The sequence below is a fragment of the Streptomyces sp. NPDC001480 genome (assembly GCF_042894725.1).
Lineage (GTDB): Bacteria > Actinomycetota > Actinomycetes > Streptomycetales > Streptomycetaceae > Streptomyces.
In genome coordinates, this window is sequence record NZ_JBIAVX010000007.1 from 109,667 (window position 1) to 134,051 (window position 24,385).

22 protein-coding genes are annotated in these 24,385 nt (G+C 70.7%); 1 reads left to right on the top strand and 21 read right to left on the bottom strand.

From position 1 onward, the window contains the following. Positions 1–20: 20 nt before the first annotated feature. The 6 genes from carB to pyrR form a co-directional block, all read right to left on the bottom strand. Positions 21–3,329, bottom strand: a complete 3,309-nt coding sequence (gene carB, locus ACFY01_RS18620) for a carbamoyl-phosphate synthase large subunit (protein WP_390736798.1) — start codon at positions 3,327–3,329, stop codon at positions 21–23. Beyond that, on the bottom strand, positions 3,322–4,464 hold the full coding sequence (gene carA / locus ACFY01_RS18625) for a glutamine-hydrolyzing carbamoyl-phosphate synthase small subunit (protein WP_390736799.1): 1,143 nt from the start codon (positions 4,462–4,464) through the stop codon (positions 3,322–3,324). The genes carB and carA overlap by 8 nt, the downstream gene beginning before the upstream one ends. Continuing rightward, on the bottom strand, positions 4,461–5,108 hold the full coding sequence (locus ACFY01_RS18630) for a hypothetical protein (RefSeq protein ID WP_390736800.1): 648 nt from the start codon (positions 5,106–5,108) through the stop codon (positions 4,461–4,463). The genes carA and ACFY01_RS18630 overlap by 4 nt, the downstream gene beginning before the upstream one ends. Further along, positions 5,105–6,391, bottom strand: a complete 1,287-nt coding sequence (locus ACFY01_RS18635; protein ID WP_390736801.1) for a dihydroorotase — start codon at positions 6,389–6,391, stop codon at positions 5,105–5,107. Before ACFY01_RS18635 ends, ACFY01_RS18630 begins: the two co-directional genes overlap by 4 nt. A 5-nt stretch (positions 6,392–6,396) precedes the next feature. After that, complete coding sequence (locus ACFY01_RS18640; protein WP_390736802.1) at positions 6,397–7,377, bottom strand: aspartate carbamoyltransferase catalytic subunit; 981 nt, start codon at positions 7,375–7,377, stop codon at positions 6,397–6,399. Positions 7,378–7,473: 96 nt separating this feature from the next. Next, on the bottom strand, positions 7,474–8,073 hold the full coding sequence (gene pyrR, locus ACFY01_RS18645; RefSeq protein ID WP_390736803.1) for a bifunctional pyr operon transcriptional regulator/uracil phosphoribosyltransferase PyrR: 600 nt from the start codon (positions 8,071–8,073) through the stop codon (positions 7,474–7,476). A gap of 255 nt (positions 8,074–8,328) precedes the next feature. On the opposite strand from pyrR, the gene bldD reads away from it, so the two are divergent. After that, entirely contained in the window at positions 8,329–8,832 is a 504-nt protein-coding gene (gene bldD / locus ACFY01_RS18650) for a transcriptional regulator BldD (protein ID WP_086170636.1), read from the top strand. A gap of 135 nt (positions 8,833–8,967) precedes the next feature. On the opposite strand, the gene nusB is transcribed toward bldD, so the two are convergent. The 15 genes from nusB to ACFY01_RS18725 form a co-directional block, all read right to left on the bottom strand. Continuing rightward, the gene (nusB, locus tag ACFY01_RS18655; protein ID WP_390736804.1) at positions 8,968–9,402 is read right to left on the bottom strand and encodes a transcription antitermination factor NusB; all 435 of its coding nucleotides are present in this window, start codon (positions 9,400–9,402) and stop codon (positions 8,968–8,970) included. Between the two features lie 2 nt (positions 9,403–9,404). Further along, positions 9,405–9,971 (bottom strand): elongation factor P, encoded by a 567-nt coding sequence (gene efp / locus ACFY01_RS18660; RefSeq protein WP_030048852.1) that lies wholly within the window; start codon positions 9,969–9,971, stop codon positions 9,405–9,407. Positions 9,972–10,027: 56 nt separating this feature from the next. Continuing rightward, positions 10,028–11,134 carry a M24 family metallopeptidase gene (locus ACFY01_RS18665; protein WP_390736805.1) on the bottom strand — a complete coding sequence of 369 codons (1,107 nt, stop codon included), beginning with the start codon at positions 11,132–11,134 and terminating at the stop codon, positions 10,028–10,030. 93 nt (positions 11,135–11,227) lie between these two features. Next, positions 11,228–12,139 (bottom strand): Pro-rich N-terminal domain-containing protein, encoded by a 912-nt coding sequence (locus ACFY01_RS18670; RefSeq protein ID WP_390736806.1) that lies wholly within the window; start codon positions 12,137–12,139, stop codon positions 11,228–11,230. Positions 12,140–12,321: 182 nt separating this feature from the next. Beyond that, positions 12,322–13,413, bottom strand: a complete 1,092-nt coding sequence (gene aroB / locus ACFY01_RS18675; protein ID WP_390736807.1) for a 3-dehydroquinate synthase — start codon at positions 13,411–13,413, stop codon at positions 12,322–12,324. Next, positions 13,410–13,925 (bottom strand): shikimate kinase, encoded by a 516-nt coding sequence (locus tag ACFY01_RS18680; protein ID WP_390736808.1) that lies wholly within the window; start codon positions 13,923–13,925, stop codon positions 13,410–13,412. The genes aroB and ACFY01_RS18680 overlap by 4 nt, the downstream gene beginning before the upstream one ends. After that, positions 13,922–15,106, bottom strand: coding sequence for a chorismate synthase (gene aroC, locus ACFY01_RS18685; RefSeq protein WP_390736809.1), 1,185 nt, complete (start codon positions 15,104–15,106; stop codon positions 13,922–13,924). Before aroC ends, ACFY01_RS18680 begins: the two co-directional genes overlap by 4 nt. A 179-nt stretch (positions 15,107–15,285) precedes the next feature. Continuing rightward, positions 15,286–16,122 carry a shikimate dehydrogenase gene (locus tag ACFY01_RS18690; RefSeq protein ID WP_390736810.1) on the bottom strand — a complete coding sequence of 279 codons (837 nt, stop codon included), beginning with the start codon at positions 16,120–16,122 and terminating at the stop codon, positions 15,286–15,288. A gap of 18 nt (positions 16,123–16,140) precedes the next feature. Further along, positions 16,141–17,844, bottom strand: a complete 1,704-nt coding sequence (gene mltG, locus ACFY01_RS18695) for an endolytic transglycosylase MltG (RefSeq protein ID WP_390736811.1) — start codon at positions 17,842–17,844, stop codon at positions 16,141–16,143. Positions 17,845–17,967: 123 nt separating this feature from the next. Continuing rightward, positions 17,968–18,432, bottom strand: coding sequence for a Holliday junction resolvase RuvX (gene ruvX / locus ACFY01_RS18700; RefSeq protein ID WP_132853597.1), 465 nt, complete (start codon positions 18,430–18,432; stop codon positions 17,968–17,970). Next, positions 18,432–21,104, bottom strand: coding sequence for an alanine--tRNA ligase (alaS, locus tag ACFY01_RS18705; protein ID WP_390736812.1), 2,673 nt, complete (start codon positions 21,102–21,104; stop codon positions 18,432–18,434). Before alaS ends, ruvX begins: the two co-directional genes overlap by 1 nt. After that, complete coding sequence (locus ACFY01_RS18710) at positions 21,104–21,469, bottom strand: hypothetical protein (protein WP_390736813.1); 366 nt, start codon at positions 21,467–21,469, stop codon at positions 21,104–21,106. The genes alaS and ACFY01_RS18710 overlap by 1 nt, the downstream gene beginning before the upstream one ends. 16 nt (positions 21,470–21,485) lie before the next feature. After that, on the bottom strand, positions 21,486–21,920 hold the full coding sequence (locus ACFY01_RS18715; RefSeq protein WP_390736814.1) for a DUF948 domain-containing protein: 435 nt from the start codon (positions 21,918–21,920) through the stop codon (positions 21,486–21,488). A 183-nt stretch (positions 21,921–22,103) separates the two neighbouring features. Further along, on the bottom strand, positions 22,104–22,718 hold the full coding sequence (gene rpsD / locus ACFY01_RS18720) for a 30S ribosomal protein S4 (protein WP_390736815.1): 615 nt from the start codon (positions 22,716–22,718) through the stop codon (positions 22,104–22,106). 306 nt (positions 22,719–23,024) lie between these two features. After that, positions 23,025–24,380, bottom strand: coding sequence for a replication-associated recombination protein A (locus ACFY01_RS18725; RefSeq protein WP_390736816.1), 1,356 nt, complete (start codon positions 24,378–24,380; stop codon positions 23,025–23,027). Positions 24,381–24,385: the final 5 nt, after the last annotated feature.

The following is a 24,385-nucleotide window of genomic DNA, read 5'->3' on the forward strand; positions in this document are numbered from 1 at the left end:
GGTGTCCCCCTCTTCGGCTGCTAGTCGCGGGCCGCGGTCAGATGTTCCGCGTGTTCCTGGAGCGAACGGACGCCCACGTCACCGCGGTTCAGGGCGTCGATGCCCTGGACCGCCGCGGCGAGCGCCTGGACCGTCGTCAGGCAGGGCACGGACCGGGCCACGGCCGCCGTGCGGATCTCGTAGCCGTCGAGGCGGCCACCGGTGCCGTACGGGGTGTTGACGATGAGGTCGACCTCGCCGTCGTGGATGAGCTGGACGATGGTCCGCTCGCCGTTCGGGCCGGTGCCCTCGGACTGCTTGCGCACGATCGTGGCGTTGATGCCGTTGCGCTTGAGGACCTCGGCCGTACCGGAGGTGGCGAGCAGTTCGAAGCCGTGGGCGACCAGCTCGCGCGCCGGGAAGATCATCGAGCGCTTGTCGCGGTTGGCGACCGAGATGAAGGCGCGGCCCTTGGTGGGCAGCGGGCCGTACGCCCCGGCCTGCGACTTGGCGTACGCGGTGCCGAAGACGGAGTCGATGCCCATGACCTCGCCGGTGGAGCGCATCTCCGGGCCGAGGACCGTGTCGACGCCCCGGCCCTGGATGTCGCGGAAGCGGGACCACGGCATGACCGCCTCCTTGACGGAGATCGGCGCGTCCAGGGGCAGCTCGCCGCCGTCGCTGTGCCTCGGCAGCAGGCCCTCCTCGCGCAGTTCGGCGATGGTCGCGCCCAGCGAGATCCGGGCGGCGGCCTTGGCCAGCGGCACCGCGGTCGCCTTCGAGGTGAAGGGGACCGTGCGGGACGCGCGCGGGTTGGCCTCCAGGACGTAGAGGATGTCGCCCGCCATCGCGAACTGGATGTTGATCAGGCCGCGGACGCCCACCCCGCGCGCGATGGCCTCGGTCGAGGCGCGCAGCCGCTTGATGTCGAAGCCGCCCAGCGTGATCGGGGGCAGGGCGCACGCCGAGTCGCCGGAGTGGATGCCGGCCTCCTCGATGTGCTCCATGACGCCGCCGAGGTACAGCTCCTCGCCGTCGTACAGGGCGTCGACGTCGATCTCGATGGCGTCGTCGAGGAACCGGTCGACCAGCACCGGCCGGGAGGGGCTGATCTCGGTCGACTCGGCGATGTAGGTGGCCAGCCGGGTCTCGTCGTAGACGATCTCCATGCCGCGCCCGCCGAGCACGTACGAGGGCCGGACCAGGACCGGGTAGCCGATCTCGTCGGCGATGGCCTTGGCCTCTTCGAAGGTGGTGGCCGTGCCGTGCTTGGGGGCGGGCAGGCCGGCCTCGGCGAGGACCCGGCCGAAGGCGCCGCGGTCCTCGGCGGCGTGGATGGCCTCCGGGGAGGTGCCCACGATCGGCACGCCGTTGTCCTTCAGGGCCTGCGACAGCCCGAGCGGGGTCTGGCCGCCCAACTGCACGACGACGCCCGCGACCGGACCGGCCTGCTGCTCGGCGTGCACGATCTCCAGCACGTCCTCGAGCGTCAGCGGCTCGAAGTACAGGCGGTCGGAGGTGTCGTAGTCCGTGGAGACGGTCTCCGGGTTGCAGTTGACCATCACGGTCTCGTACCCGGCGTCGTGCAGCGCGAAGGAGGCGTGCACGCAGGAGTAGTCGAACTCGATGCCCTGGCCGATGCGGTTCGGGCCGGAGCCCAGGATGATGACGGCGGCCTTCTCCCGGGGCGCGACCTCGGTCTCCTCGTCGTAGGAGGAGTAGAAGTACGGCGTCTTCGCGGCGAACTCGGCGGCGCAGGTGTCGACGGTCTTGTAGACCGGGCGGATGCCCAGCGCGTGCCGGACCTCGCGCACGACGTCCTCGCGCAGCCCGCGGATCTCGCCGATCTGCTGGTCGGAGAAGCCGTGCCGCTTGGCCTCGGCGAGCAGGTCGGCGGTGAGCTCGGGCGCCTCGGCCAGCTCGTCCGCGACCTCCTTGAGCAGGAAGAGCTGGTCGACGAACCACGGGTCGATCTTCGTGTACTCGAAGACCTCCTCGGGCGTGGCGCCCGCGCGGATGGCCTGCATGACGGTGTTGATGCGGCCGTCGGTGGGGCGCACGGCCTGAGCGAGCAGGGCGGCCTTGTCGCCGGTCTCGCCGACGAACGTGAACTGGCTGCCCTTCTTCTCCAGCGAGCGCAGCGCCTTCTGGAAGGCCTCGGTGAAGTTGCGGCCGATGGCCATGGCCTCGCCGACCGACTTCATGGTGGTGGTCAGCGTGGAGTCGGCCTGCGGGAACTTCTCGAAGGCGAACCGCGGGGCCTTGACGACCACGTAGTCGAGGGTGGGCTCGAAGGAGGCCGGGGTCTCCTGCGTGATGTCGTTCGGGATCTCGTCGAGGGTGTAGCCCACGGCGAGCTTGGCGGCGATCTTGGCGATCGGGAAGCCGGTCGCCTTGGAGGCCAGGGCCGAGGAGCGGGACACGCGCGGGTTCATCTCGATGACGATCACGCGGCCGTCCTCGGGGTTCACCGCGAACTGGATGTTGCAGCCGCCGGTGTCGACGCCGACCTCGCGGATGACGGCGATGCCGATGTCGCGCAGGATCTGGTACTCGCGGTCGGTCAGCGTCATCGCCGGGGCGACGGTGATCGAGTCGCCGGTGTGCACGCCCATCGGGTCGAAGTTCTCGATGGAGCAGACGACCACGACGTTGTCGTGCTTGTCGCGCATCAGCTCCAGCTCGTACTCCTTCCAGCCGAGGATGGACTCCTCCAGGAGCACCTCGGTGGTCGGGGAGAGCGTGAGGCCCTGGCCGGCGATGCGGCGCAGCTCGTCCTCGTCGTGGGCGAAGCCGGAGCCGGCGCCGCCCATGGTGAAGGAGGGGCGGACGACGACCGGGTAGCCGCCGAGCTCCTCGACACCGGCGAGCACCTCGTCCATGGTGTGGCAGATCACGGACCGGGCGGACTCACCGTGCCCGATCTTCCTGCGGACCTCCTCCACGACCTCCTTGAACTGGTCGCGGTCCTCGCCCTTGTGGATGGCCTCGACGTTGGCGCCGATCAGCTCGACGCCGTACTTGTCCAGGACGCCGTTCTCGTCCAGCGAGATCGCGGTGTTCAGGGCCGTCTGGCCGCCGAGGGTGGGCAGCAGCGCGTCGGGCCGCTCCTTGGCGATGATCTTCTCGACGAACTCCGGGGTGATCGGCTCGACGTAGGTGGCGTCGGCGATCTCCGGGTCCGTCATGATCGTCGCCGGGTTGGAGTTGACGAGTACGACTCTCAACCCTTCGGCCTTCAGGACCCGGCACGCCTGGGTGCCGGAGTAGTCGAACTCGGCGGCCTGGCCGATGACGATCGGGCCGGAGCCGATGACCAGGACGGACTGGATATCGGTGCGCTTAGGCACGCTGGCCCTCCATCAGGGATACGAAGCGGTCGAACAGGTAGGCGGCGTCGTGCGGGCCCGCTGCCGCTTCCGGGTGGTACTGGACGCTGAAGGCCGGGCGGTCCAGGAGCTGGAGGCCCTCCACCACGTTGTCATTCAGGCACACGTGGGAGACCTCGACGCGGCCGTAGGGGGTCACGGTCGCCTCGTCGAGCGGGGCGTCGACGGCGAAGCCGTGGTTGTGCGCGGTGACCTCGACCTTGCCGGTCGTACGGTCCTGCACGGGCTGGTTGATGCCGCGGTGGCCGTACTTCAGCTTGTAGGTGCCGAAGCCCAGGGCGCGGCCGAGGATCTGGTTGCCGAAGCAGATGCCGAACAGCGGGGTGCCGCGCTCCAGGACACCCTGCATGACGGAGACCGGGCGGTCGGCGGTGGCCGGGTCGCCGGGGCCGTTGGAGAAGAACACGCCGTCCGGGTTCACGGCGTAGACGTCCTCGACGGTCGCGGTCGCCGGCAGCACGTGCACCTCGATGCCGCGCTCGGCCATACGGTGCGGGGTCATGCCCTTGATGCCGAGGTCGACGGCGGCGACGGTGAACTTCTTCTCTCCGACCGCGGGGACGACGTACGCCTCCTGGGTCGCTACCTCGGCGGAGAGGTCGGCGCCCTTCATCTCGGGGGCCTGGCGGACCTCGGCGAGCATGGTGCCCTCGTCGGGCAGGGCGTTGCCGGAGAAGATGCCGACGCGCATGGCGCCGCGCTCGCGCAGGTGGCGGGTGAGGGCGCGGGTGTCGATGCCGGAGATGCCGACGACGCCCTGCGCGGCGAGCTCCTCGTCCAGGGAGCGCCTGGAACGCCAGTTGGACGGCACGCGCGCGGGGTCGCGCACGACGTAACCGGCCACCCAGATGCGCTTGGACTCGGGGTCCTCGTCGTTGACGCCTGTGTTGCCGACGTGCGGGGCGGTCATCACCACGACCTGGCGGTGGTAGGAGGGGTCGGTGAGGGTCTCCTGGTAGCCGGTCATGCCGGTGGAGAACACGGCCTCGCCGAAGGTCGACCCCACGGCCCCGTAGGCGCGGCCGCGGAAGATCCGGCCGTCCTCCAGGACGAGTACGGCGGGAGTCTTGCCAGCTCCCCTGGTGGAGGTCGTCATCGTTCGGCGCCTTCCGTGCTGGTTGTCTTGATCATGGAATTGAGGGCGGTGACCCATTCGTGGTGCTCGGCGGCCCGGTCGGAGCGGAACCCCGAGTCGATCAGCCGGTCGCCGTGCTGCCAGGTGACGATCAGCAGCCCGCCCTCGGTGAGGACCTTGCCGGCGATGCCCTTGTCGAGCCGGGCCTCGCGCAGCGCGGCGGCGGGGACGAAGAAGTCGGCCGCCCCGGGGCGTACGACGTCCAGGCCCGCGTCCGTCAGGGTGAGCTCGGCCCGGCTGCGGGTGCCCAGGCCGTGCGCCACGATGCGGTCCAGCCACTGTCCGGCCGTGGTGGAGCCGTGGTAGCGGCCGGTCATGCTCAGTTTCGCCGGGCCGGGGTCACTCGGCATTCCAGGCTGCGGCGGCTTGCCGCCTCCGTTGAGGGTGGTGGTGGGAGACGGGCGGGCGGGCAGCTCCGGGAGGTCGCCCTGGAGCGTGCTGCGCCACTTCCAGCCCTCGCGCATCAGCCAGTAGACGAGCGCGACGAAGAGGGCGAGTCCGACGAGCCAGCCGATGCGGGCGGTCCAGTCGGTCACCTCGGCCGACTTCTTGTCGGCCGCCAGTCCGGTCGCGAGTCCGGCCGCGAGCCAAGTTGCAGGTGTCACGTGAGCTTCCCGTCGACGAGCGTGGCCTTGCCCCGCAGCCACGTGTGGGTGACACGGCCCGGCAGCTCGCGTCCCTCGTACGGGGTGTTGCGGCTGCGCGAGGCGAAGCCCGCGGGGTCCACCAGGCCACGGTAGGCCGTGTCGACGAGGGTGAGGTTGGCGGGCTCACCTGCCGAGACGGGCCGGCCGTGGCCCGTGGCCCGTCCGATCCGCGCGGGCTTGACGGACATCCGGTCGGCGACGCCGGCCCAGTCCAGCAGGCCCGTGTCCACCATGGTCTCCTGCACCACCGACAACGCGGTCTCCAGGCCGACCATGCCCATGGCCGCCGCGGCCCACTCGCAGTCCTTGTCCTCGTGCGGGTGCGGGGCGTGGTCGGTGGCGACGATGTCGATCGTGCCGTCGGCGAGCGCCTCGCGCAGGGCGTGCACGTCCCGCTCGGTGCGCAGCGGCGGGTTCACCTTGTAGACGGGGTTGTAGCTGCGCACCAGCTCGTCGGTGAGGAGCAGGTGGTGCGGGGTGACCTCGGCGGTGACCTGGATGCCGCGGGACTTGGCCCAGCGGACGATCTCGACGCTTCCGGCGGTCGACAGGTGGCAGATGTGGACGCGGGAGCCGACGTGCTCGGCGAGCAGCACGTCCCGGGCGATGACCGACTCCTCGGCGACGGCCGGCCAGCCCCCGAGCCCCAGCTCGGCGGAGACGACGCCCTCGTTCATCTGGGCGCCCTCGGTGAGCCTCGGCTCCTGCGCGTGCTGGGCGACGACGCCGCCGAAGGCCTTCACGTACTCGAGCGCCCGGCGCATGATCACGGCGTCGTCGACGCACTTGCCGTCGTCGGAGAAGACGGTGACCCCGGCGGCCGACTCGTGCATCGCGCCCAGCTCGGCGAGCTTCTTGCCCTCCAGGCCGACGGTGACGGCGCCGATGGGCTGCACGTCGCAGTAGCCGTGCTCCTGCCCCAGCCGGTAGACCTGCTCGACCACGCCGGCGGTGTCGGCGACCGGGAAGGTGTTGGCCATGGCGAACACGGCAGTGTAGCCGCCGGAGGCGGCCGCGCGGGTGCCGGTGAGGACGGTCTCGGAGTCCTCGCGGCCGGGCTCGCGCAGGTGGGTGTGCAGGTCGACCAGGCCCGGCAGCAGCACCTTGCCGCCGGCCTCGACGACCTCCGCCCCCTCGGCGGACAGCCCGGTACCGACCGCCTCGATGAGCTCGCCGTCGATCAGCACGTCCTGCGGCTCGCCGCCGAGCACCTTCGCACCACGGATCAGGATCTTGCTCATGGGACTTACTTCTCCTCGTTGGTGCGGGCTTGGGTGACGGCGGGTTCGTTGCCGCCGAGCAGCAGGTACATGACGGCCATCCGGATGGAGACGCCGTTGGCGACCTGCTCGACGACGGTGCAGCGCTCGGAGTCGGCGACCTCGGCGGTGATCTCCATACCGCGGACCATCGGGCCGGGGTGCATCACGATGGCGTGCTCGGGCATCCGCGCCATGCGGTCGCCGTCGAGGCCGTAGCGCCGTGAGTACTCGCGCTCGGTGGGGAAGAAGGCCGCGTTCATGCGCTCACGCTGGACGCGGAGCATCATCACCGCGTCGGACTTCGGCAGGGTGCTGTCGAGGTCGTACGACACCTCGCACGGCCAGGTCTCGACGCCGACCGGCACCAGCGTGGGCGGCGCGACCAGGGTGACCTCGGCGCCGAGGGTGTGCAGCAGGTCGACGTTGGAGCGGGCGACCCGGCTGTGCAGGACGTCGCCGACGATCGTGATGCGCTTGCCGGACAGGTCCTGGCCGATCCCGGCGTCCCGGCCGACCAGCCGGCGGCGCATGGTGAAGGCGTCCAGCAGGGCCTGGGTGGGGTGCTGGTGGGTGCCGTCGCCGGCGTTGATGACGGCGGCGTCGATCCAGCCGGAGGTGGCCAGGCGGTAGGGGGCTCCGGAGGCGCCGTGGCGGATGACGACGGCGTCGACGCCCATGGCCTCCAGGGTCTGGGCGGTGTCCTTCAGGGACTCGCCCTTCGACACCGACGACCCCTTGGCGGAGAAGTTGATCACGTCCGCGGAGAGGCGCTTCTCCGCGGCCTCGAAGGAGATCCGGGTCCGGGTGGAGTCCTCGAAGAAGAGGTTGACGATCGTGCGGCCGCGCAGGGTCGGCAGTTTCTTGATGGGCCGGTCGGCGACCCGGGCCATCTCCTCGGCGGTGTCGAGGATCAGGACGGCGTCGTCGCGGGTGAGGTCGGCGGCCGAGATGAGATGACGCTGCATCTGTCAGGCTCCGTAAGGCAGTTCGAATTCGGGAGATTCCGGGCAGACAGGGGCACGGCGAGGGGACGCACGGCCCGGAGGCCGCACGCGCGCGTGCTACTGCTGGGCGGTCGGCTTCACACCGAGCAGCACGGTGTCGCGACCGTCCTCCTCGGCGAGCTGGACCTTGACCGTCTCCCGCAGCGACGTGGGGAGGTTCTTGCCGACGTAGTCGGCGCGGATGGGCAGTTCGCGGTGACCGCGGTCGACGAGGACCGCGAGCTGCACCGCGCGCGGGCGCCCGATGTCGTTCAGGGCGTCCAGGGCGGCACGGATGGTGCGGCCGGAGAAGAGCACGTCGTCGATCAGGACGACCAGACGGCCGTCGATGCCGTCACCGGGGATCTCGGTGCGGGCCAGCGCGCGCGGGGGGTGCATGCGCAGGTCGTCGCGGTACATGGTGATGTCGAGCGACCCCACGGGCACCTTGCGGTCGGTGATCTGCTCGAGCTTGGCGGCCAGCCGCTGGGCGAGGAAGACGCCCCGGGTCGGGATGCCGAGGAGCACCACGTCGTCGGCGCCCTTGGCGCGCTCGACGATCTCGTGGGCGATGCGGGTCACGACGCGCGCGATGTCGGGGCCTTCGAGAACGGGCCGCGCATCGGACGTCTGGGCGTCCGGCTTGTCACGCCTGTCTTGCGAGTCTTGCTTGTCCATACGAAACGGACCCCCTTCTCCGCCTCACGGGACGGATCTTAAAGGACGTCGGAATTGCGCCATCCACCGTAGCAGGTCCCTCGTACGCCCCTGATCACCCCCTTGGCGCAATGCGTCGCCGCTACCACGGAAGAGTCGCTGCGGACCATTCGGCTTGACGCAAGAGAGTAACGCTGCGTAACCTCACAGTGAGTTACCAGCCGCGCGGCACGGAAACAAAGCCAGGCCGCGTCGACACAGTGTCCGGGGAGCTATATGTCCAGCGAATACGCCAAACAGCTCGGGGCCAAGCTCCGGGCCATCCGCACCCAGCAGGGCCTTTCCCTCCACGGTGTCGAGGAGAAGTCCCAGGGTCGCTGGAAGGCCGTGGTGGTCGGTTCGTACGAGCGCGGCGACCGCGCCGTGACCGTGCAGCGTCTTGCCGAGCTGGCCGATTTCTATGGCGTTCCTGTGCAGGAGCTGCTGCCGGGCACCACGCCGGGCGGCGCCGCCGAGCCGCCGCCGAAGCTGGTCCTGGACCTTGAGCGGCTGGCCACCGTGCCGGCCGAGAAGGCGGGCCCCCTTCAGCGGTACGCCGCGACCATCCAGTCGCAGCGCGGCGACTACAACGGCAAGGTGCTGTCGATCCGGCAGGACGACCTGCGCACACTCGCCGTCATCTACGACCAGTCGCCCTCGGTCCTCACCGAGCAGCTGATCAGCTGGGGCGTGCTGGACGCGGACGCGCGCCGTGCCGTGGCGACCCACGAGGAGAGCTGAGCCTCTCAGCGCCTCAGCAGAAACGTGCCGCCCGTAGGTGCGCACGTCCACAAGGCGGAACGCCGGAGGGCCCGCAGCACGAGTGCTGCGGGCCCTCCGGCGTTCGTGTCGCGGTGCCTCTCGGGCCGCGTCGCGTCAGGCCTCGTCGCGGCGCAACGAGGACTTCAGCTCCTTGAGCCGGCCGAGCAGGCCGTTGACGAACGAGGGCGACTCGTCCGTGGAGAACTCCTTCGCGAGCTGCACCATCTCGTCCAGGACGACGGCGTCCGGGGTCTCGTCCACCCAGATCAGCTCGTAGGCGCCCAGGCGCAGGATGTTCCGGTCGACCACCGGCATCCGGTCGAGCGTCCAGCCGACCGAGTACTGGGCGAGCAGCTCGTCGATGCGCTTCGCCTGCTCGGCGTAGCCCTCGACCAGCTGCATCGTGTACTCGCTCACCGGCGGCTGCCGGGTGTCGTCCCGGGAGAGCCGGATCCAGTCCGCGAGGACCGTCAGGACGTCGGCGCCTCGCTGGTCGCCCTCGAAGAGGATCTGGAAGGCGCGCTTGCGGGCCGTGTTGCGGGCAGCCACGGTTAGCTGTTCACCCGGCCGAGGTAGTCGCTCGTACGGGTGTCGACCTTGATCTTCTCACCGGTGGTGATGAAGAGCGGGACCTGGATCTGGTGGCCGGTCTCCAGGGTCGCGGGCTTGGTGCCGCCGGTGGAGCGGTCGCCCTGGACGCCCGGCTCGGTCTCCTGGATCACGAGCTCGACGGCGGCCGGCAGCTCGACGAAGAGCACCTCGCCCTCGTGCTGCGCGACGGTGGCCGTGAAGCCCTCGATGAGGAAGTTGGCGGCGTCGCCGACGGCCTTGCGGTCGACCATGAGCTGGTCGTAGGTCTCCATGTCCATGAAGACGAAGTAGTCGCCGTCCATGTACGAGAACTGCATGTCGCGCTTGTCGACAGTGGCCGTCTCGACCTTGACGCCGGCGTTGAAGGTCTTGTCGACGACCTTGCCGGAGAGCACGTTCTTGAGCTTGGTGCGCACGAAGGCCGGGCCCTTGCCGGGCTTGACGTGCTGGAACTCGACGACGGACCAGAGCTGGCCGCCTTCGAGCTTGAGCACCATGCCGTTCTTGAGGTCGTTCGTGGAAGCCACGGTTGCGGAATCTCCTGGACTGACGTACGACCCCGGGGCAGGCGCACAGCGCGAGGCTAGAGCGCGAGCAGCTCCTTGGTCGTGATGGTGAGTAGCTCGGGTCCGCCGTCCGCCTCGGGGCGTACGACGAGCGTGTCATCGATCCGGACGCCGCCCCGGCCCGGGAGGTGGACCCCCGGTTCGACGGTGACCGGCACGCAAGCGTCCAGTTTACCCATGGCCGAGGGAGCCAACTGCGGGTCCTCGTCGATTTCGAGTCCCACCCCGTGTCCGACGAGCGGCGGCAGGCCCTGCGCGTACCCGGCGGAGTCCAGCACCTGGCGTGCGGCGCGGTCCACGTCGCGGTAGGCCGCGCCGGGCGCCAGGGCCTCGCGTCCGGCGCGCTGCGCTGCGAAGACGAGGTCGTAGAGCTCGATCTGCCAGTCGGCCGGCGAGGTGCCGATGACGAACGTCCGGCCGATCTCACAGCGGTATCCGCGATAGGTGGCCCCGAGGCAGACGGACAGGAAGTCGCCTTCCTCGACCCGCCGGTCGGTGGGCCGGTGCCCGCGCCGGCCGGCGTTCGGGCCGGTGGCGACCGAGGTCGCGAAGGCGGGCCCGTCCGCGCCGTGGTCGACCAGGCGCCGCTCCAGTTCCAGGGCGAGGTGCCGTTCGGTGCGGCCGACCAGGATGGACTCCAGCAGCTCACCGAGGGCCTGGTCGGCGATCTCGGCGCCGATACGGAGGCAGGAGATCTCCTCCTCGTCCTTCACCACCCTGAGCTGCTCCACGGCCACGCCGAGGTCGGCGAGGCGGAGGCGGGGCGCGACGGAGGAGACGGCTCTGTACCGGGTGACGGTCAGATGGTGCTCCTCCACGGCGAGGGCTTCGGCTCCCTGGGCCGCGGCGAGGTCGGCCGCCGCGACCGCGGTGTCGCCACCGGGTGAGGGCAGGATCTGTAGCCGCAGGTTCTCGTCCGGCCGCCCCTCGCCGGGGCGGTCGTCGGGCGGGGCGGCGCAGACGAGGAGGTCCTCGCGCTTGCCGAGGATCAGAACTGCGTCCTGGGGGGCGGCGCCCGCCAGGTAGCGCACATTGGCGGGGCGGGAGATGAGCGCTGCCGCGGTACCGGCCGCGTTGCAGCGTTCCCTCAGCCGGGATCGGCGGGTCGCGTACACCTCTGACATGAGACGAGCGTAGAAGTTTTGCCCGATTCGCGCTGTTTGTGGGGGCCGAGTGGGGCTCCGCCAGAGCTCCGTCAGAGCTCCCTCAGCCCGTGATCACCAGTTCGGTGGGCTGGTGATGGCCCGCGCGAGCACCTCGTCGAGGACCCGGGCCGTGCTCGGCACGTCCAGCTGGGAGTTGTCGATGATCGGCAGCCCCGAGCCGTACCAGCCGGCCATGCGGCCGTGGATGCGGGCCACCTCCTCGTCGGTGAGGCGGCGGTTGCCCGTGCGTTCGGCGTTGCGCTCCAGAACGATGTCCAGGCCCGGGAGGAGGACCACGGGCAGCAGACCGGGACCGACGTGCCGCTTCCAGCCGCCGAGACCGACGACCGGCCGGTCCGGGAACACCGCGTCGTCGAGGACGCAGGAGATGCCGTTGGCCAGGAAGTTCCGCGCGGCGAAACCGCAGGTGCGGCGGGCCAGGCGGTACTGGGCCTCGGAGTGGTCGTTCCAGCCGGACTGCGGGTCGGCGAAGCCCGAGCGGACCCATTCGCGGACGTCGTCGAGGCTGATGTGGGCGGTGGGGACCCGGCGGTGGTCCGCCCAGTACTTGGCGACGCTCGTCTTCCCGGCACCGGCGGGGCCGATCAGCAGCACGGCCAGGGTCGTGGCGGACGGGTCCGGGGCCGCGGCGGGTGGCGGGCTGGGCACGGCGACCGGGCCGCCGGGCGGCAGCGGCACATGGCCGGTGGTGTCGGGGACCGGCGGCACGGGCGGGTGCTGTGGGGCCGGGGGCTGCGGAGCCGGGGGCTGCGGAGCCGGGGGCTGGGCGGGCGCGGGCGGCACCGGTCCCACGGAGGTGCCGGTGAAGCCCGGAGCCGGGGGCGGCGGGGGCACGGGCGCGGGGCCCTGGTGGGATCCCGGGTGGTGTGCACCCGGGTGGTGTGCGGCCGGCGCCCAGCCGGCCGCCGGTCCCTGCCCCGGCTGGTGGGGCGGCGGCAGCTCGGACCCCACTGCGTGCTGCATCCGGTGCCACTCCGTCTCGTCCGTACAGGCAATTGACGCCGGCAGCGGGGCCGTCCCCGCTCCCTACCGAACGGTACCGTCCCCGGCCGTCGTTCGGTGAAACGGCCGGGGACGCCGCGAAGTGCCCGTCCCGCGAGGTGAATCGGGCGGAAGGAGCAGGTGAGGACGTACCGCGCCCTCGCTCACTGCCCCACTTCGCCGTAGGCGGCCAGCAGCACCGCCGGGTCCGGTCCCTCCAGGACGGTCGGCTTGCCGAGGCCGTCGAGCACGATGAAGCGCAGCAGGTCGCCTCGGGACTTCTTGTCGACCTTCATCGTCTCCAGCAGCTTGGGCCACTGGTCGTAGCGGTAGTGCAGCGGCAGCCCGACCGACTCCAGGACCGTGCGGTGGCGGTCGGCGGTCGCGTCGTCCAACCGGCCCGCGAGACGGCCGAGTTCGGCGGCGAAGTGCATGCCGACCGAGACCGCGGCGCCGTGCCGCCACTTGTAGCGCTCGTTCTTCTCGATGGCGTGGGCGAGCGTGTGGCCGTAGTTGAGGATCTCCCTCAGGCCGGACTCCTTCAGGTCGGAGGAGACGACCTCCGCCTTCACCCGGATCGACCGCTCGATCAGCTCGGCCGTGTGCGGCCCGGCCGGGGAGCGCGCGGCCTCGGGGTCGGACTCGATGAGATCCAGGATCGCCGGGTCGGCGATGAAGCCGGCCTTGATGATCTCGGCGAGCCCGGAGACGTAGTCGTTGACGGGCAGCGAGTCCAGCGCGGCCAGGTCGCACAGCACACCGGCCGACGGGTGGAAGGCACCCACCAGGTTCTTGCCCTCGGCCGTGTTGATGCCGGTCTTGCCGCCGACCGCCGCGTCCACCATGGCCAGCACGGTCGTCGGGACGGCGATCCAGCGCACGCCGCGCAGCCAGGTCGCGGCCACGAACCCGGCCAGGTCGGTGGTCGCACCGCCGCCGACGCCCACGACGACGTCGGAGCGGGTGAACCCGGACTGGCCGAGCGCCTTCCAGCAGTAGGCGGCGACCTCGGCGGTCTTGGCCTCCTCGGCGTTCGGCACCTGGATCGCGACGGCCTCGTAGCCCTGCTCGGCGAGGTCGGCGCGCAGTGCGTCACCGGTCTCGGCGAGGGCCTCGGGGTGGATCACCGCGACACGCTTGACCCGGTCGCCGATCAACCCGGCCAGCTCCCCGAGGAGCTGACGGCCCACCAGCACCTCGTAGGGGTCGGTGCCCGCGGTGCCGGCGACCTGGATCCGCGTCACTGCCTCACTCATGCTTCCTTCAACTCCAAAGCGTCCAGGGTGGCTTGGGTGACCTCTTCGGGCGTACGGCCGTCCGTCGGTACGACGGCGGTGGCGACCTCCTCGTACAGGTGCCGCCGCGCCTCCATCAGCTCGCGCCACTGCTTGCGCGGGTTGACGGCGAGCAGCGGACGGGCCGCGTTGAGACCGGTGCGCTTGACCGCCTCCTCGACGTCCATCGAGAGGTAGACCACGCGGTGCCCGGCGAGCAGGCCACGGGTGTCCTCGTCGAGGATCGCGCCGCCGCCGAGCGCGAGGACGCCCTCGTGCTCGGCGAGTGCCGTGCGCACGGCCCGCTTCTCGACGGCGCGGAAGACCGGCTCGCCCTCGTCCACGAAGATCTCGGCGATGGTCCGGCCCTCGGCGGCCACGATGTCGTCGTCGGTGTCCCGGTAGGCGACGCCCAGCCGCTCGGCCAGCAGCAGTCCGACCGTGGACTTGCCGACGCCCATCGGACCGACCAGCACGATCGACGGTCCGGTCATCGGATCGCGAGGTTGTCGAGGTACGACCGCACGTTGCGGCGGGTCTCGGCCACGCTGTCGCCGCCGAACTTCTCCGCCACCGCGTCCGCGAGGACGAGCGCGACCATCGCCTCGGCGACGATGCCGGCCGCCGGGACCGCGGACACGTCGGACCGCTGGTGATGCGCCTGGGTCGCCTCGCCGGTGGTGACGTCCACGGTCCGCAGAGCGCGCGGCACGGTCGCGATCGGCTTCATCGCGGCCCGCACGCGCAGCAGCTCGCCGGTGCTCAGGCCGCCCTCCGTGCCGCCGGCCCGGCCGGAGACGCGCCGGATGCCCTCGGGCGTGCCCACGATCTCGTCGTGCGCCTTGGAGCCGGGCACCCGGGCCAGCTCGAAGCCGTCGCCGATCTCGACGCCCTTGATCGCCTGGATGCCCATGAGGGCGCCGGCCAGCCGGGCGTCCAGCTTGCGGTCCCAGTGCACGTGCGAGCCCAGTCCGACCGGGACGCCGTAGGCGAGCACCTCGACCACACCGCCGAGGGTGTCGCCGTCCTTGTGGGCCTGGTCGACCTCCGCGACCATCGCCTTCGAGGTGTCCGCGTCGAGGCAGCGCAGCGGGTCGGCGTCCAGCTTCTCGACGTCGGCCGGGGTGGGGTACACGCCCTGCGGAGCCTTCACGGAGCACAGCTCGACGACGTGGGAGACGATCTCGATGCCGGCCGTCTCCTTCAGGTACGACCGGGCCACCGCGCCCAGCGCCACCCGGGCCGCCGTCTCACGGGCCGAGGCACGCTCCAGGATCGGGCGGGCCTCGTCGAAGCCGTACTTCTGCATGCCGGCGAGGTCGGCGTGGCCGGGCCGGGGGCGGGTCAGCGGAGCGTTGCGGGCCAGGCCCGCAAGCACCTCGGGGTCGACCGGGTCGGCCGCCATGACCTGCTCCCACTTGGGCCACTCGGTGTTGCCCACCATGATCGCGACCGGCGAGCCGAGGGTGAGGCCGTGCCGGACGCCGCCCAGGAAGGTGACCTCGTCCCGCTCGAACTTCATGCGCGCACCGCGTCCATAGCCGAGGCGCCGCCGCGCGAGGTGGTCCGCCACCATCTCCGTGGTGACCGGCACGCCGGCGGGAAGGCCCTCCAGCGTGGCGACTAGTGCGGGACCGTGGGACTCCCCCGCGGTCAGCCAGCGCAACCTGCTCAACGGTGCTCCTCAGTGCTCGCGCCCGGGTACTGCCCTGCGTACGCGCGTACGCGCGTACGCGCGTCCTCTCGTACGGGGCGGCGCGGCCGGGTGCGCGGCGCCGGCCCGCCACGTCCGATCCTCCCACGTCCGGGGCCGTACCCGGCTCCCGGTCCAGAAGGCGGACGTGACGGTGGACGTCAGTGCGCGGCGAGCGCCTTCTCACCGGCCCGGCGCATGGCCTCCAGCGGGGCCGGGGCGCGGCCGGTCATCTGCTCCACCTGGAGCACCGCCTGGTGCACCAGCAGGTCGAGGCCGCTGACGACGGCGCCGCCGAACATGGACCAGCGTGCCGCGAGCTCGGTGGGCCAGGGGTCGTAGAGCACGTCGAACAGGGTCGTGGGCCGCTCCGGTACGGCGGCGGCGAGCGCGTCGGTGGTGCCCGCGGGGGTGGTGGCGATCACCAGCGGGGCGTGCAGCGCCTCGGCCGCGTCCGCCCAGTCGGCGGTGCGGACCTCGACGTCGAGCCGCTCGCCCCAGTGGCGCATCTCGGCGGCGCGGGCCTCGCTGCGGACGTAGGCGACGACCTCGCCGGTGCAGACCCGGGACAGGGCGGCCAGGGCGGAGGAGGCGGTGGCTCCGGCGCCGAGGACGGCCGCGGAGTCGACCTGTTCGATGCCGTGTTCGCGCAGGGCGGCGACCATGCCCGGGATGTCGGTGTTGTCGCCGAGGCGGCGGCCGTCCTGGGTGAGGACGACGGTGTTGACCGCGTCCACGGAGGCCGCCGTCTCGCTGATCTCGTCGAGCAGCGGGATGACCGCCCGCTTCAGCGGCATGGTCAGCGACAGCCCCGCCCACTCGGGCCCGAGCCCGTCGAAGAACCCGGGCAGCCCGGCCTCGTCGACCTCGAACCGGTCGTACGACCAGTCGGCCAGGCCGAGTTCGTCGTACGCGGCCCGGTGCAGCACCGGGGAGAGCGAGTGGGCGATGGGCTTGCCGAGCACGGCGGCCCGGCGGGCGTCAACGTTGTGCATCATGATCGGCGGGACGTCCCGTCAACCCTTCTTCCTCGACGCGTTCCACTGGTCGACCAGCTTCTGGTGTTCCGCGAGCGTCTTGGTGAATTCGCTGGTCTTGCCGTCCATCGAGATGAAGTAGTACCAGCCGTCGTGCGTCGGGTCGAGCGCGCCCCTGAGCGCTTCCTCGCCCGGGTTGTCGATGGGGCCCGGTGGCAGGCCCCTGACGAAGTACGTGTTGTAGGGATTGTTGTAGTTGCGCAACTCCGCGATCGACAGGTCGATCTTGCTCTGGTTCTTCACGTAGTTGTACGTGGAGTCGAACTCGAGTCTGCCGTTGGTCTGGGGGTTGCCGGGTTCGAGGCGGTTGTAGACGACCTCGGCCATCTTGCGGAAGTCGTCATGGCTGGTGCCCTCGGCCTGGACGAGGCTCGCCACCGTCAGCAACTGCCAGGGGGTGTCGAGTCCCAGGGACTTGGCCTTCTTCACGAGGCCGAGCTCCTGGTACGTCTGGTTGGCCTGGGAGACCATGCTCTTGAGGACGGCTTCGGGCTTCTGCCCCTTCGCGGCCGCGTAGCTGGACGGATAGAGGAATCCTTCCAGCGGGTCCTTGAGGTTGGAGTGGCTCAGCGCCCAGTCGGGGAGGCCCAGTTTGCGGTAGTCGTTCTTCGCCACCTTCGCGGTGGTGCCCTTCGGCACCTCGAGGCGCTTGTCGATCATCGCGTAGACCGCCACGTTGCGCGAGCCCTCGGCGATGATCAGGTTGCTGCGGCTCTTCGGGCTCAGCATGAGTTCGACCGCGCTCGCGGCCGACATGTGCTTCTGAAGCGTGTAGACGCCGTCCTGGATGCCCTTGCCGTCGGGGTTCGCGCCCAGCGCGGAGACGAGCGCGTCGACGCTCTCGACGACGCCTGCCTCCTTCAGCTTCTGCCCGATCGTGTAGCCGCCGGCGCCCTTGGGGATGACGACCGTGACCTGCTCGCCGTTCCCGTCGCCCGCGTAGTCCGGCGCCGCGCCGAAACGATCCTTGTAGAAGTGATAGCCGAAGTAGCCGACACCGGCCAGGCCACCGCCGAACACCAGGCACACCACCAGGCAGGCGAAGCCGTTGCGCCCCTTCTTCTTCTTGGGGCCCTTTCCGCCCGCGTCGCGCGAGCGGCGGCTCTGGGAGGCGTCGTCTTCCTCGTCGTCCTGCTCGTCGCCCGCGAAGAAGGCGTGTTCACCCTGGTCGGGACCGGGGTCCCAGCCGGTCTCCGCCTCGGATTCCGGTTCCGGTTCCGGTGCGGGGCGCCGCTGGCCGGGGGGCTCCGGCGGGGGGTAGGCGTCCTGCGTGCCGTAGAAGTCGGGCTGCTCCGCGCCGTACGCCACCGGCTGCTGGCCGTAGGGGTCGCCCGGATCCGCGGCGTAGGGCACGTGTCCGTGGGTGCCGGTGGCGTCCCAGCCGCCCTGGTGGTACTGCTCCTGGGCATGACCGGCATACTGCTGGTCGTACTGCTGCTGTCCCTGCGCGCCGTACTGCTGCTGCCCCTGTCCGTCGTGGTAGTGGTACTGCTGTTGGTCGTACCCGCCGTGCTGCTGGCCCCAGTCGCCGTACTGCGGCTCCTGCGGGTGCTGCTGCGGCTGGCCGCCGTAGGCAGACTGCTGGCCCACATGGGCCTGCTGCCCTTCCCATCCGCCGTCCCCGAACAACGGGTCCTCCGGATGCCACGGTTCGGAGCCTTGGCCCCGGCCATACTCAGTCATCGATCCCCTAGAGCCGCGAGGCGGGCGGTCACGCGGCTCGTGGGGCACGCTGACGTTCCGCCTCTTCTTGTGCGGCGGCTGTTCGAAAACCGTCGCATCGCGCGGAACGTTACCGTATCGCGATCAGATGACCACTTCGACGCCCTCGCCGGGTGCATTACCTGACACCCGTTCGGATTCCAAGGCCTGTTGCAAGATGATCACGGCGGCCGCCTGATCGATGACGGAACGGCCCTTCTTGGACGTCACGCCGGAGGCGCGCAGCCCCTGAGTGGCCGTCACGGTCGTCATCCGCTCGTCGACGAGTCTCACCCCGACCGGCTGAATCATGCGCGCCAGTTCCTGGGCGAAGCGGCGGACCTTGGCGGCGGCCGGGCCCTCGCCCCCCTTGAGGGAGCGAGGGAGACCGACGACGACCTCGATCGGCTCGTACTCCTCGACCAGCTGCCTCAGCCGTCGGTGAGCGGCCGGGATGTCCCGCCCGGGGACGGTCTCCACCGGTGTGGCGAGGATCCCGTCGGGGTCGCACGAGGCGACCCCGATGCGGGCGTCCCCGACGTCGATCGCGAGTCGGCGTCCTCGGCGCATCACTTGGCCGTTTCCGCCACGAGCCGCTCGACGGCGTCGACGGCCTCGCCGACGGCGGCCGGGTTCTGACCGCCGCCCTGGGCGACGTCCGGCTTGCCGCCACCGCCGCCGCCGAGGGTCTTGGCGGCCGTACGGACCAGGTCACCGGCCTTGAGGCCGCGTTCGCGGGCGGCCTCGTTGGTGGCGATGACCGTGAGCGGCTTGCCGTTGTTCACGGTGAACAGGGCGACCACGGCGGCCCGCCCGCCCTGGATGCGGCCGCGCACGTCGAGGACCAGCTTGCGCAGGTCGTCGGGGGTCGTGCCGTCCGGGACCTGCCCGGTGACGACGGCGACGCCGCGGATGTCCTTGGCGGAGTCGACCAGACCGGCCGCGGCCTGGAGCACCTTCTCGGCGCGGAACTTCTCGATCTCCTTCTCGGCGTCCTTCAGCTTGCCGAGCATGGCGGAGACCTTTTCCGGCAGCTCCTCCGGACGGCCCTTGATCAGCTCCTGGAGCTGGGCGACGACCGTGTGCTCACGGGCGAGGAAGTTGTAGGCGTCCACGCCGACCAGGGCCTCGATACGGCGCACACCGGAGCCGATCGAGGACTCGCCGAGCAGCTTCACCAGGCCCAGCTGGGCGGTGTTGTGCACGTGCGTGCCGCCGCACAGCTCCTTGGAGAAGTCGCCGATGGTCACCACGCGGACGCGCTCGCCGTACTTCTCGCCGAACTCGGCGATGGCCCCCTGCTTCTTGGCCTCGTCGATGCCCATGACGTCGGCGCGGACGTCGAGGTCGCGGGCGAGCACCTCGTTGATCTTCTGCTCGACGTCGGTCATCACGGCCGTCGGTACGGCGGACGGCGAGCCGAAGTCGAAGCGGAAGCGGCCGGGCTGGTTCTCGGAACCGGCCTGGGCGGCCGTCGGGCCGAGGGCGTCGCGCAGCGCCTGGTGGGTGAGGTGCGTGGCCGAGTGGGCACGGGCGATGGCCGTGCGGCGGCGGGCGTCGATCGAGGCGTGGGCCTTGGCGCCGACGGTGATCTCGCCGACCTGGACGACGCCCTTGTGGACGTAGACGCCCGGGACCGGCTTCTGGCAGTCGCGGATCTCGATGACGGCACCGGAGTCCACCTTGATCCGGCCGGTGTCGCCGATCTGGCCGCCGCCCTCGGCGTAGAACGGGGTGCGGTCCAGGACGATCTCGACCTCGTCGCCCTCGGCCGCGGCCGGGGAGGAGACGCCGTCGACGAGGATGCCGACGATGGTGGTCTCGCCCTCGGTGTCCGTGTAGCCGATGAAGTCGGTCTCGCCGGTCTTGTCGGCGATCTCGCGGTAGGCACCGGCACCGGCATGGCCGGTCTTCTTGGCCTGGGCGTCGGCCTTGGCGCGCTCCCGCTGCTCCTTCATCAGGCGGCGGAAGCCCTCCTCGTCCACCGAGAGGCCCTGTTCGGCGGCCATCTCGAGGGTGAGGTCGATCGGGAAGCCCCAGGTGTCGTGGAGCAGGAAGGCCTTGTCGCCGGCCAGGACCGTGCCACCGGAGGCCTTGGTCTCGGTGACGGCGGTGTCGAGGATGTTGGTGCCGGCCTTGAGCGTCTTGAGGAAGGCGTTCTCCTCGGCGAGGGCGACCTTCTCGATGCGCTCGCGGTCGGTGACGAGCTCGGGGTACTGCTGGCCCATCATGCCGATCACGGTGTCGATCAGGTCCTTGACGACCGGACCGGTGGCGCCGAGCAGCCGCATGTTGCGGATGGCGCGGCGCATGATGCGGCGCAGGACGTAACCGCGGCCCTCGTTGCCGGGGGTGACGCCGTCGCCGATGAGCATCACGGAGGTGCGCATGTGGTCGGTGACCACGCGCAGGGAGACGTCCGAGTGGTGGGCGTCGCCGTAGGCCACGCCGGTCAGCTCGGTGGCCTTCTTGATGACGGCCATGGAGGTGTCGATCTCGTACATGTTCTGCACGCCCTGCAGAATCATGGCGAGGCGCTCCAGGCCGAGGCCGGTGTCGATGTTCTTGCTCGGCAGCTCGCCGAGGATCTCGAAGTTGTCCTTGCCGATGCCCTCGCCGCGCTCGTACTGCATGAAGACGAGGTTCCAGATCTCCACGTACCGCTCGTCGTTGACGGCGGGGCCGCCCTCGACGCCGAACTCGGGGCCGCGGTCGTAGTTGATCTCGGAGCAGGGGCCGCAGGGGCCCGGGACGCCCATGGACCAGTAGTTGTCCTTCATACCCAGGCGCTGGATGCGCTCCTTGGGCACGCCGACGACGTCGTGCCAGATGCGCTCGGCCTCGTCGTCGTCCTTGTAGACGGTGATCCAGAGCTTCTCCGGCTCCAGGCCGTAACCGCCCTTGTCCTGGGGGCTGGTGAGCAGCTCCCAGGCGTACTTGATGGCGCCTTCCTTGAAGTAGTCGCCGAAGGAGAAGTTGCCGCACATCTGGAAGAACGTGCCGTGGCGGGTGGTCTTGCCGACCTCTTCGATGTCGGGGGTGCGCACGCACTTCTGCACGCTGGTGGCGCGGGCGAAGGGCGGCTTGACCTCGCCGAGGAAGTAGGGCTTGAAGGGCACCATGCCGGCCGGGACGAGGAGCAGAGTCGGGTCGTCCGCGATGAGCGACGCCGAAGGGACGACGGTGTGACCGCGCTCCTCGAAGAAGCTCAACCAGCGGCGGCGAATCTCAGCCGACTCCATCAGTGGTCCTCATTCCGGTTGTACGAGTACGTCGTGTTCTCGATGTACTTCGGGTTCTCGATGTACTTCGGGTTGCTGCGGTTGTTCTCGATGGCGGTGTGCCGCCGGGGCGCGGGGAGTTCGGGATCCGCGCCGATGCCCAGCGCGTCTCCCAGCTCGGCCTCCCGCTGCGCCATGTTGTCGCGGACGTCGAGCGCGAAGCCGACCGCGCGGTCCTTCAGACGCTGGCCGGTCTCGAGGGCCTTGTTCGCCGCGGTGGCGGCGAGGCTCTCCGGGGTCAGCTGCCTCAGCTTGCGATTGACCTTGGTGGTGGCCCACACACCGGCGGCGACACCCGTGCTGAACCAGAACGTACGGCGGAACATCGCTCGGTCTCAGTCCTTACTTCCGCTTGCGTCGTGCGGCGGGAACCGTGCGGCCCACGATCACGGTACGCCGGGGCGACTTCGCGGGCACGTCCTCCTTGCGGCCGCCCAGGGCCCGGCGCACGCCGTAGCCGAAGGCCGCGACCTTCACCAGGGGGCCGCCGAAGGTGGAGGCGACGGTGGTCGAGAGCGCGGAGGCGTTCGACGTGACCTCCTGGACGTCGGAGGCGATCGCGTCGACCCGGTCGATCTGGGTCTGCGCGGAACGCACCGCCGCGGAGGCGTCGGCCAGCAGCGGGACGGCCTGGTCGGTCACGTCCGCCACGAGCTTGGTGGTCGCCTTGAGCGTCTGGGCCAGCCTCGCCAGCGCGACGGCGAGGAAGGAGACCAGGATCGCCCAGAAGACGGCCACCAGGATTCCGGCCACTTCTCCACCGGACACTGTGCGCACCCGCTCCCTGAAACATGCTCTGGACATCGAGAAAGTCGTGCACCGAGCCTATCGCGCCGAGGGTGGCGCTCCGTACCGGATTACCTCCCGGGAGCGGGGCAATCACGAAAGCCCGCCGCCTCGCCCGCCCGGAAGGGCGGGGAGACGGCGGGCTGACGCTGAGGTGCTACACCCGGCTGGTGATCAGCGGGCGTAGTACTCGACGACGAGCTGCTCGTCGCAGATGACCGGGACTTCCTTGCGGTTCGGCTCGCGGTCCAGGCGGAAGGCCAGGGCGCGGAGGTTCACCTGGAGGTAGCGGGGGGTCTCGCCGTCGGGGGCGAAGCCACCCTCACGGGCGATCTGGAAGAGCGTCTTGTCCTTGGAGCGGTCGCGGACCTGGATGACGTCGTCCGGGCGCACGCGGAAGGACGGCTTGTCGACCTTCTGGCCGTTGACCTGGATGTGGCCGTGGACGACCATCTGACGGGCCTGGTAGATGGTGCGGGCGATGCCCGAACGCAGGACCAGCGCGTCGAGACGGCGCTCGAGCTCGACGATCAGGGCCTCACCGGTCTTGCCCTGAACCTTGGAGGCACGCTCGTAGGCGCGGACCAGCTGGCGCTCGGAGATGTCGTACTGAGCGCGCAGACGCTGCTTCTCGAGCAGACGGACCTTGTAGTCCGAGTTCTGCTTGCGGCCACGGCCGTGCTCACCCGGCGGGTAGGGGCGGGCCTCGAAGTACTTGACGGCCTTCGGGGTCAGCGCGATGCCGAGCGCACGCGACTTCTTGACCTTGGGGCGGGACTGGTTCGCCACTGTCTCTGTCTCTTTTCTGAATTTCCGGCTTGTCAGTGTCGAGGGAGGTCGCATCCGCAGCCGGGGAAACCCTCCTCGTCCTCACGGACGGGGTGGGCAGCCGCTCCCCTGGTCTGGGCACATACGTGCAGCACGCGAGTGGCCCACCGACCGTTCCCGGGATTCCGGATGGTGGTGGGCTGCCCGCGACACCGTTCGACGGTGCGCGACGCTCCTGGAGCCGGTCCGCGAGGGACCGGGTCTCCGGCTGGCTGTCCCGCTCTGACGGCACGGGACTGAAGCACTTCGAGGCAGTCTACAGGGCGCTCAGGACCGCTTGCGACCGAGGTGCTTGCGGGTCCACTCCACGGCGTCGGCGTACCTCGCCTCGGCTCCGTGCCTGCTCGGCGTGTAGTACTCGCGTTCCTTGATGGCGTCCGGCGCGTACTGCTGCTGGGCGATGCCCTCGGGCAGGTCGTGCGGGTACACGTACCCCTGCGCGTGCCCGAGCTTGGCCGCGCCCTTGTAGTGCCCGTCCCGCAGGTGCGCCGGCACCGGGCCGGCCAGGCCCCCCCGTACGTCGTCCAGGGCGGCGCCTATCGCGGTGGTCGCGGCGTTGGACTTGGGGGCCAGGGCGAGGGCGATGGTGGCGTGGCTGAGGGTGAGGGCGGCCTCGGGGAAGCCGATCATGGCGACGGCCTGGGCGGCGGCGACCGCGATCGGCAGGGCGTTCGGATCGGCCAGGCCGATGTCCTCGCTGGCGGAGATCATCAGGCGGCGGGCGATGAAGCGGGGGTCCTCGCCGGCCTCGATCATCCGGGCCAGGTAGTGCAGCGCGGCGTCGACGTCCGATCCCCGGATGGACTTGATGAGCGCGCTGGCGACGTCGTAGTGCTGGTCGCCGTCCCGGTCGTACTTCACCGCCGCCCGGTCGACCGTCTCCTCCAGCGTCGCCAGGGCGATCTCCGTCTCGCCCTTGTCGAGCGCGGCCCCCGCGGCGGCCTCCAGGGCGGTCAGGGCGCGCCGGGCGTCGCCGCCGGCGATGCGCAGCAGGTGGTCCTCGGTGTCCTCGGGGAGGGTGACGGCGCCCCCCAGGCCGCGCTCGTCGGTCAGGGCCCGCTGGAGGAGACCGCGCAGGTCGTCGTCGGTGAGGGGTTCGAGGGTGAGCAGCAGGGAGCGGGACAGCAGCGGGGAGATCACCGAGAAGTACGGGTTCTCGGTGGTGGCCGCGATCAGGGTCACCCAGCGGTTCTCGACCGCGGGGAGCAGGGAGTCCTGCTGGGCCTTGCTGAAGCGGTGGATCTCGTCCAGGAAGAGGACGGTCTCCTTGCCGAACCCGCCGGTGGCCCGGCGCGCGCCGTCGATGACCGCGCGGACCTCCTTGACGCCCGCGGTGATGGCCGACAGCTCCACGAAGCGCTTGTCGGTGGCCTTGGAGACGACGTACGCCAGGGTCGTCTTGCCGGTGCCGGGCGGCCCCCAGAGGATCACCGAGGACGGCCCGGCGGGGCCGCCCGCGCCCTCGCCGACCAGGCGGCGCAGGGGCGAGCCGGGCTTGAGCAGGTGCTGCTGGCCCACCACCTCGTCGAGGGTGCGCGGGCGCATGCGCACCGCCAGGGGACTCGCGGCGGGGTCCTTCTCCTGGCGTTCTTCTGCTGCGGCGGTGAACAGGTCGGGTTCCACGCAAG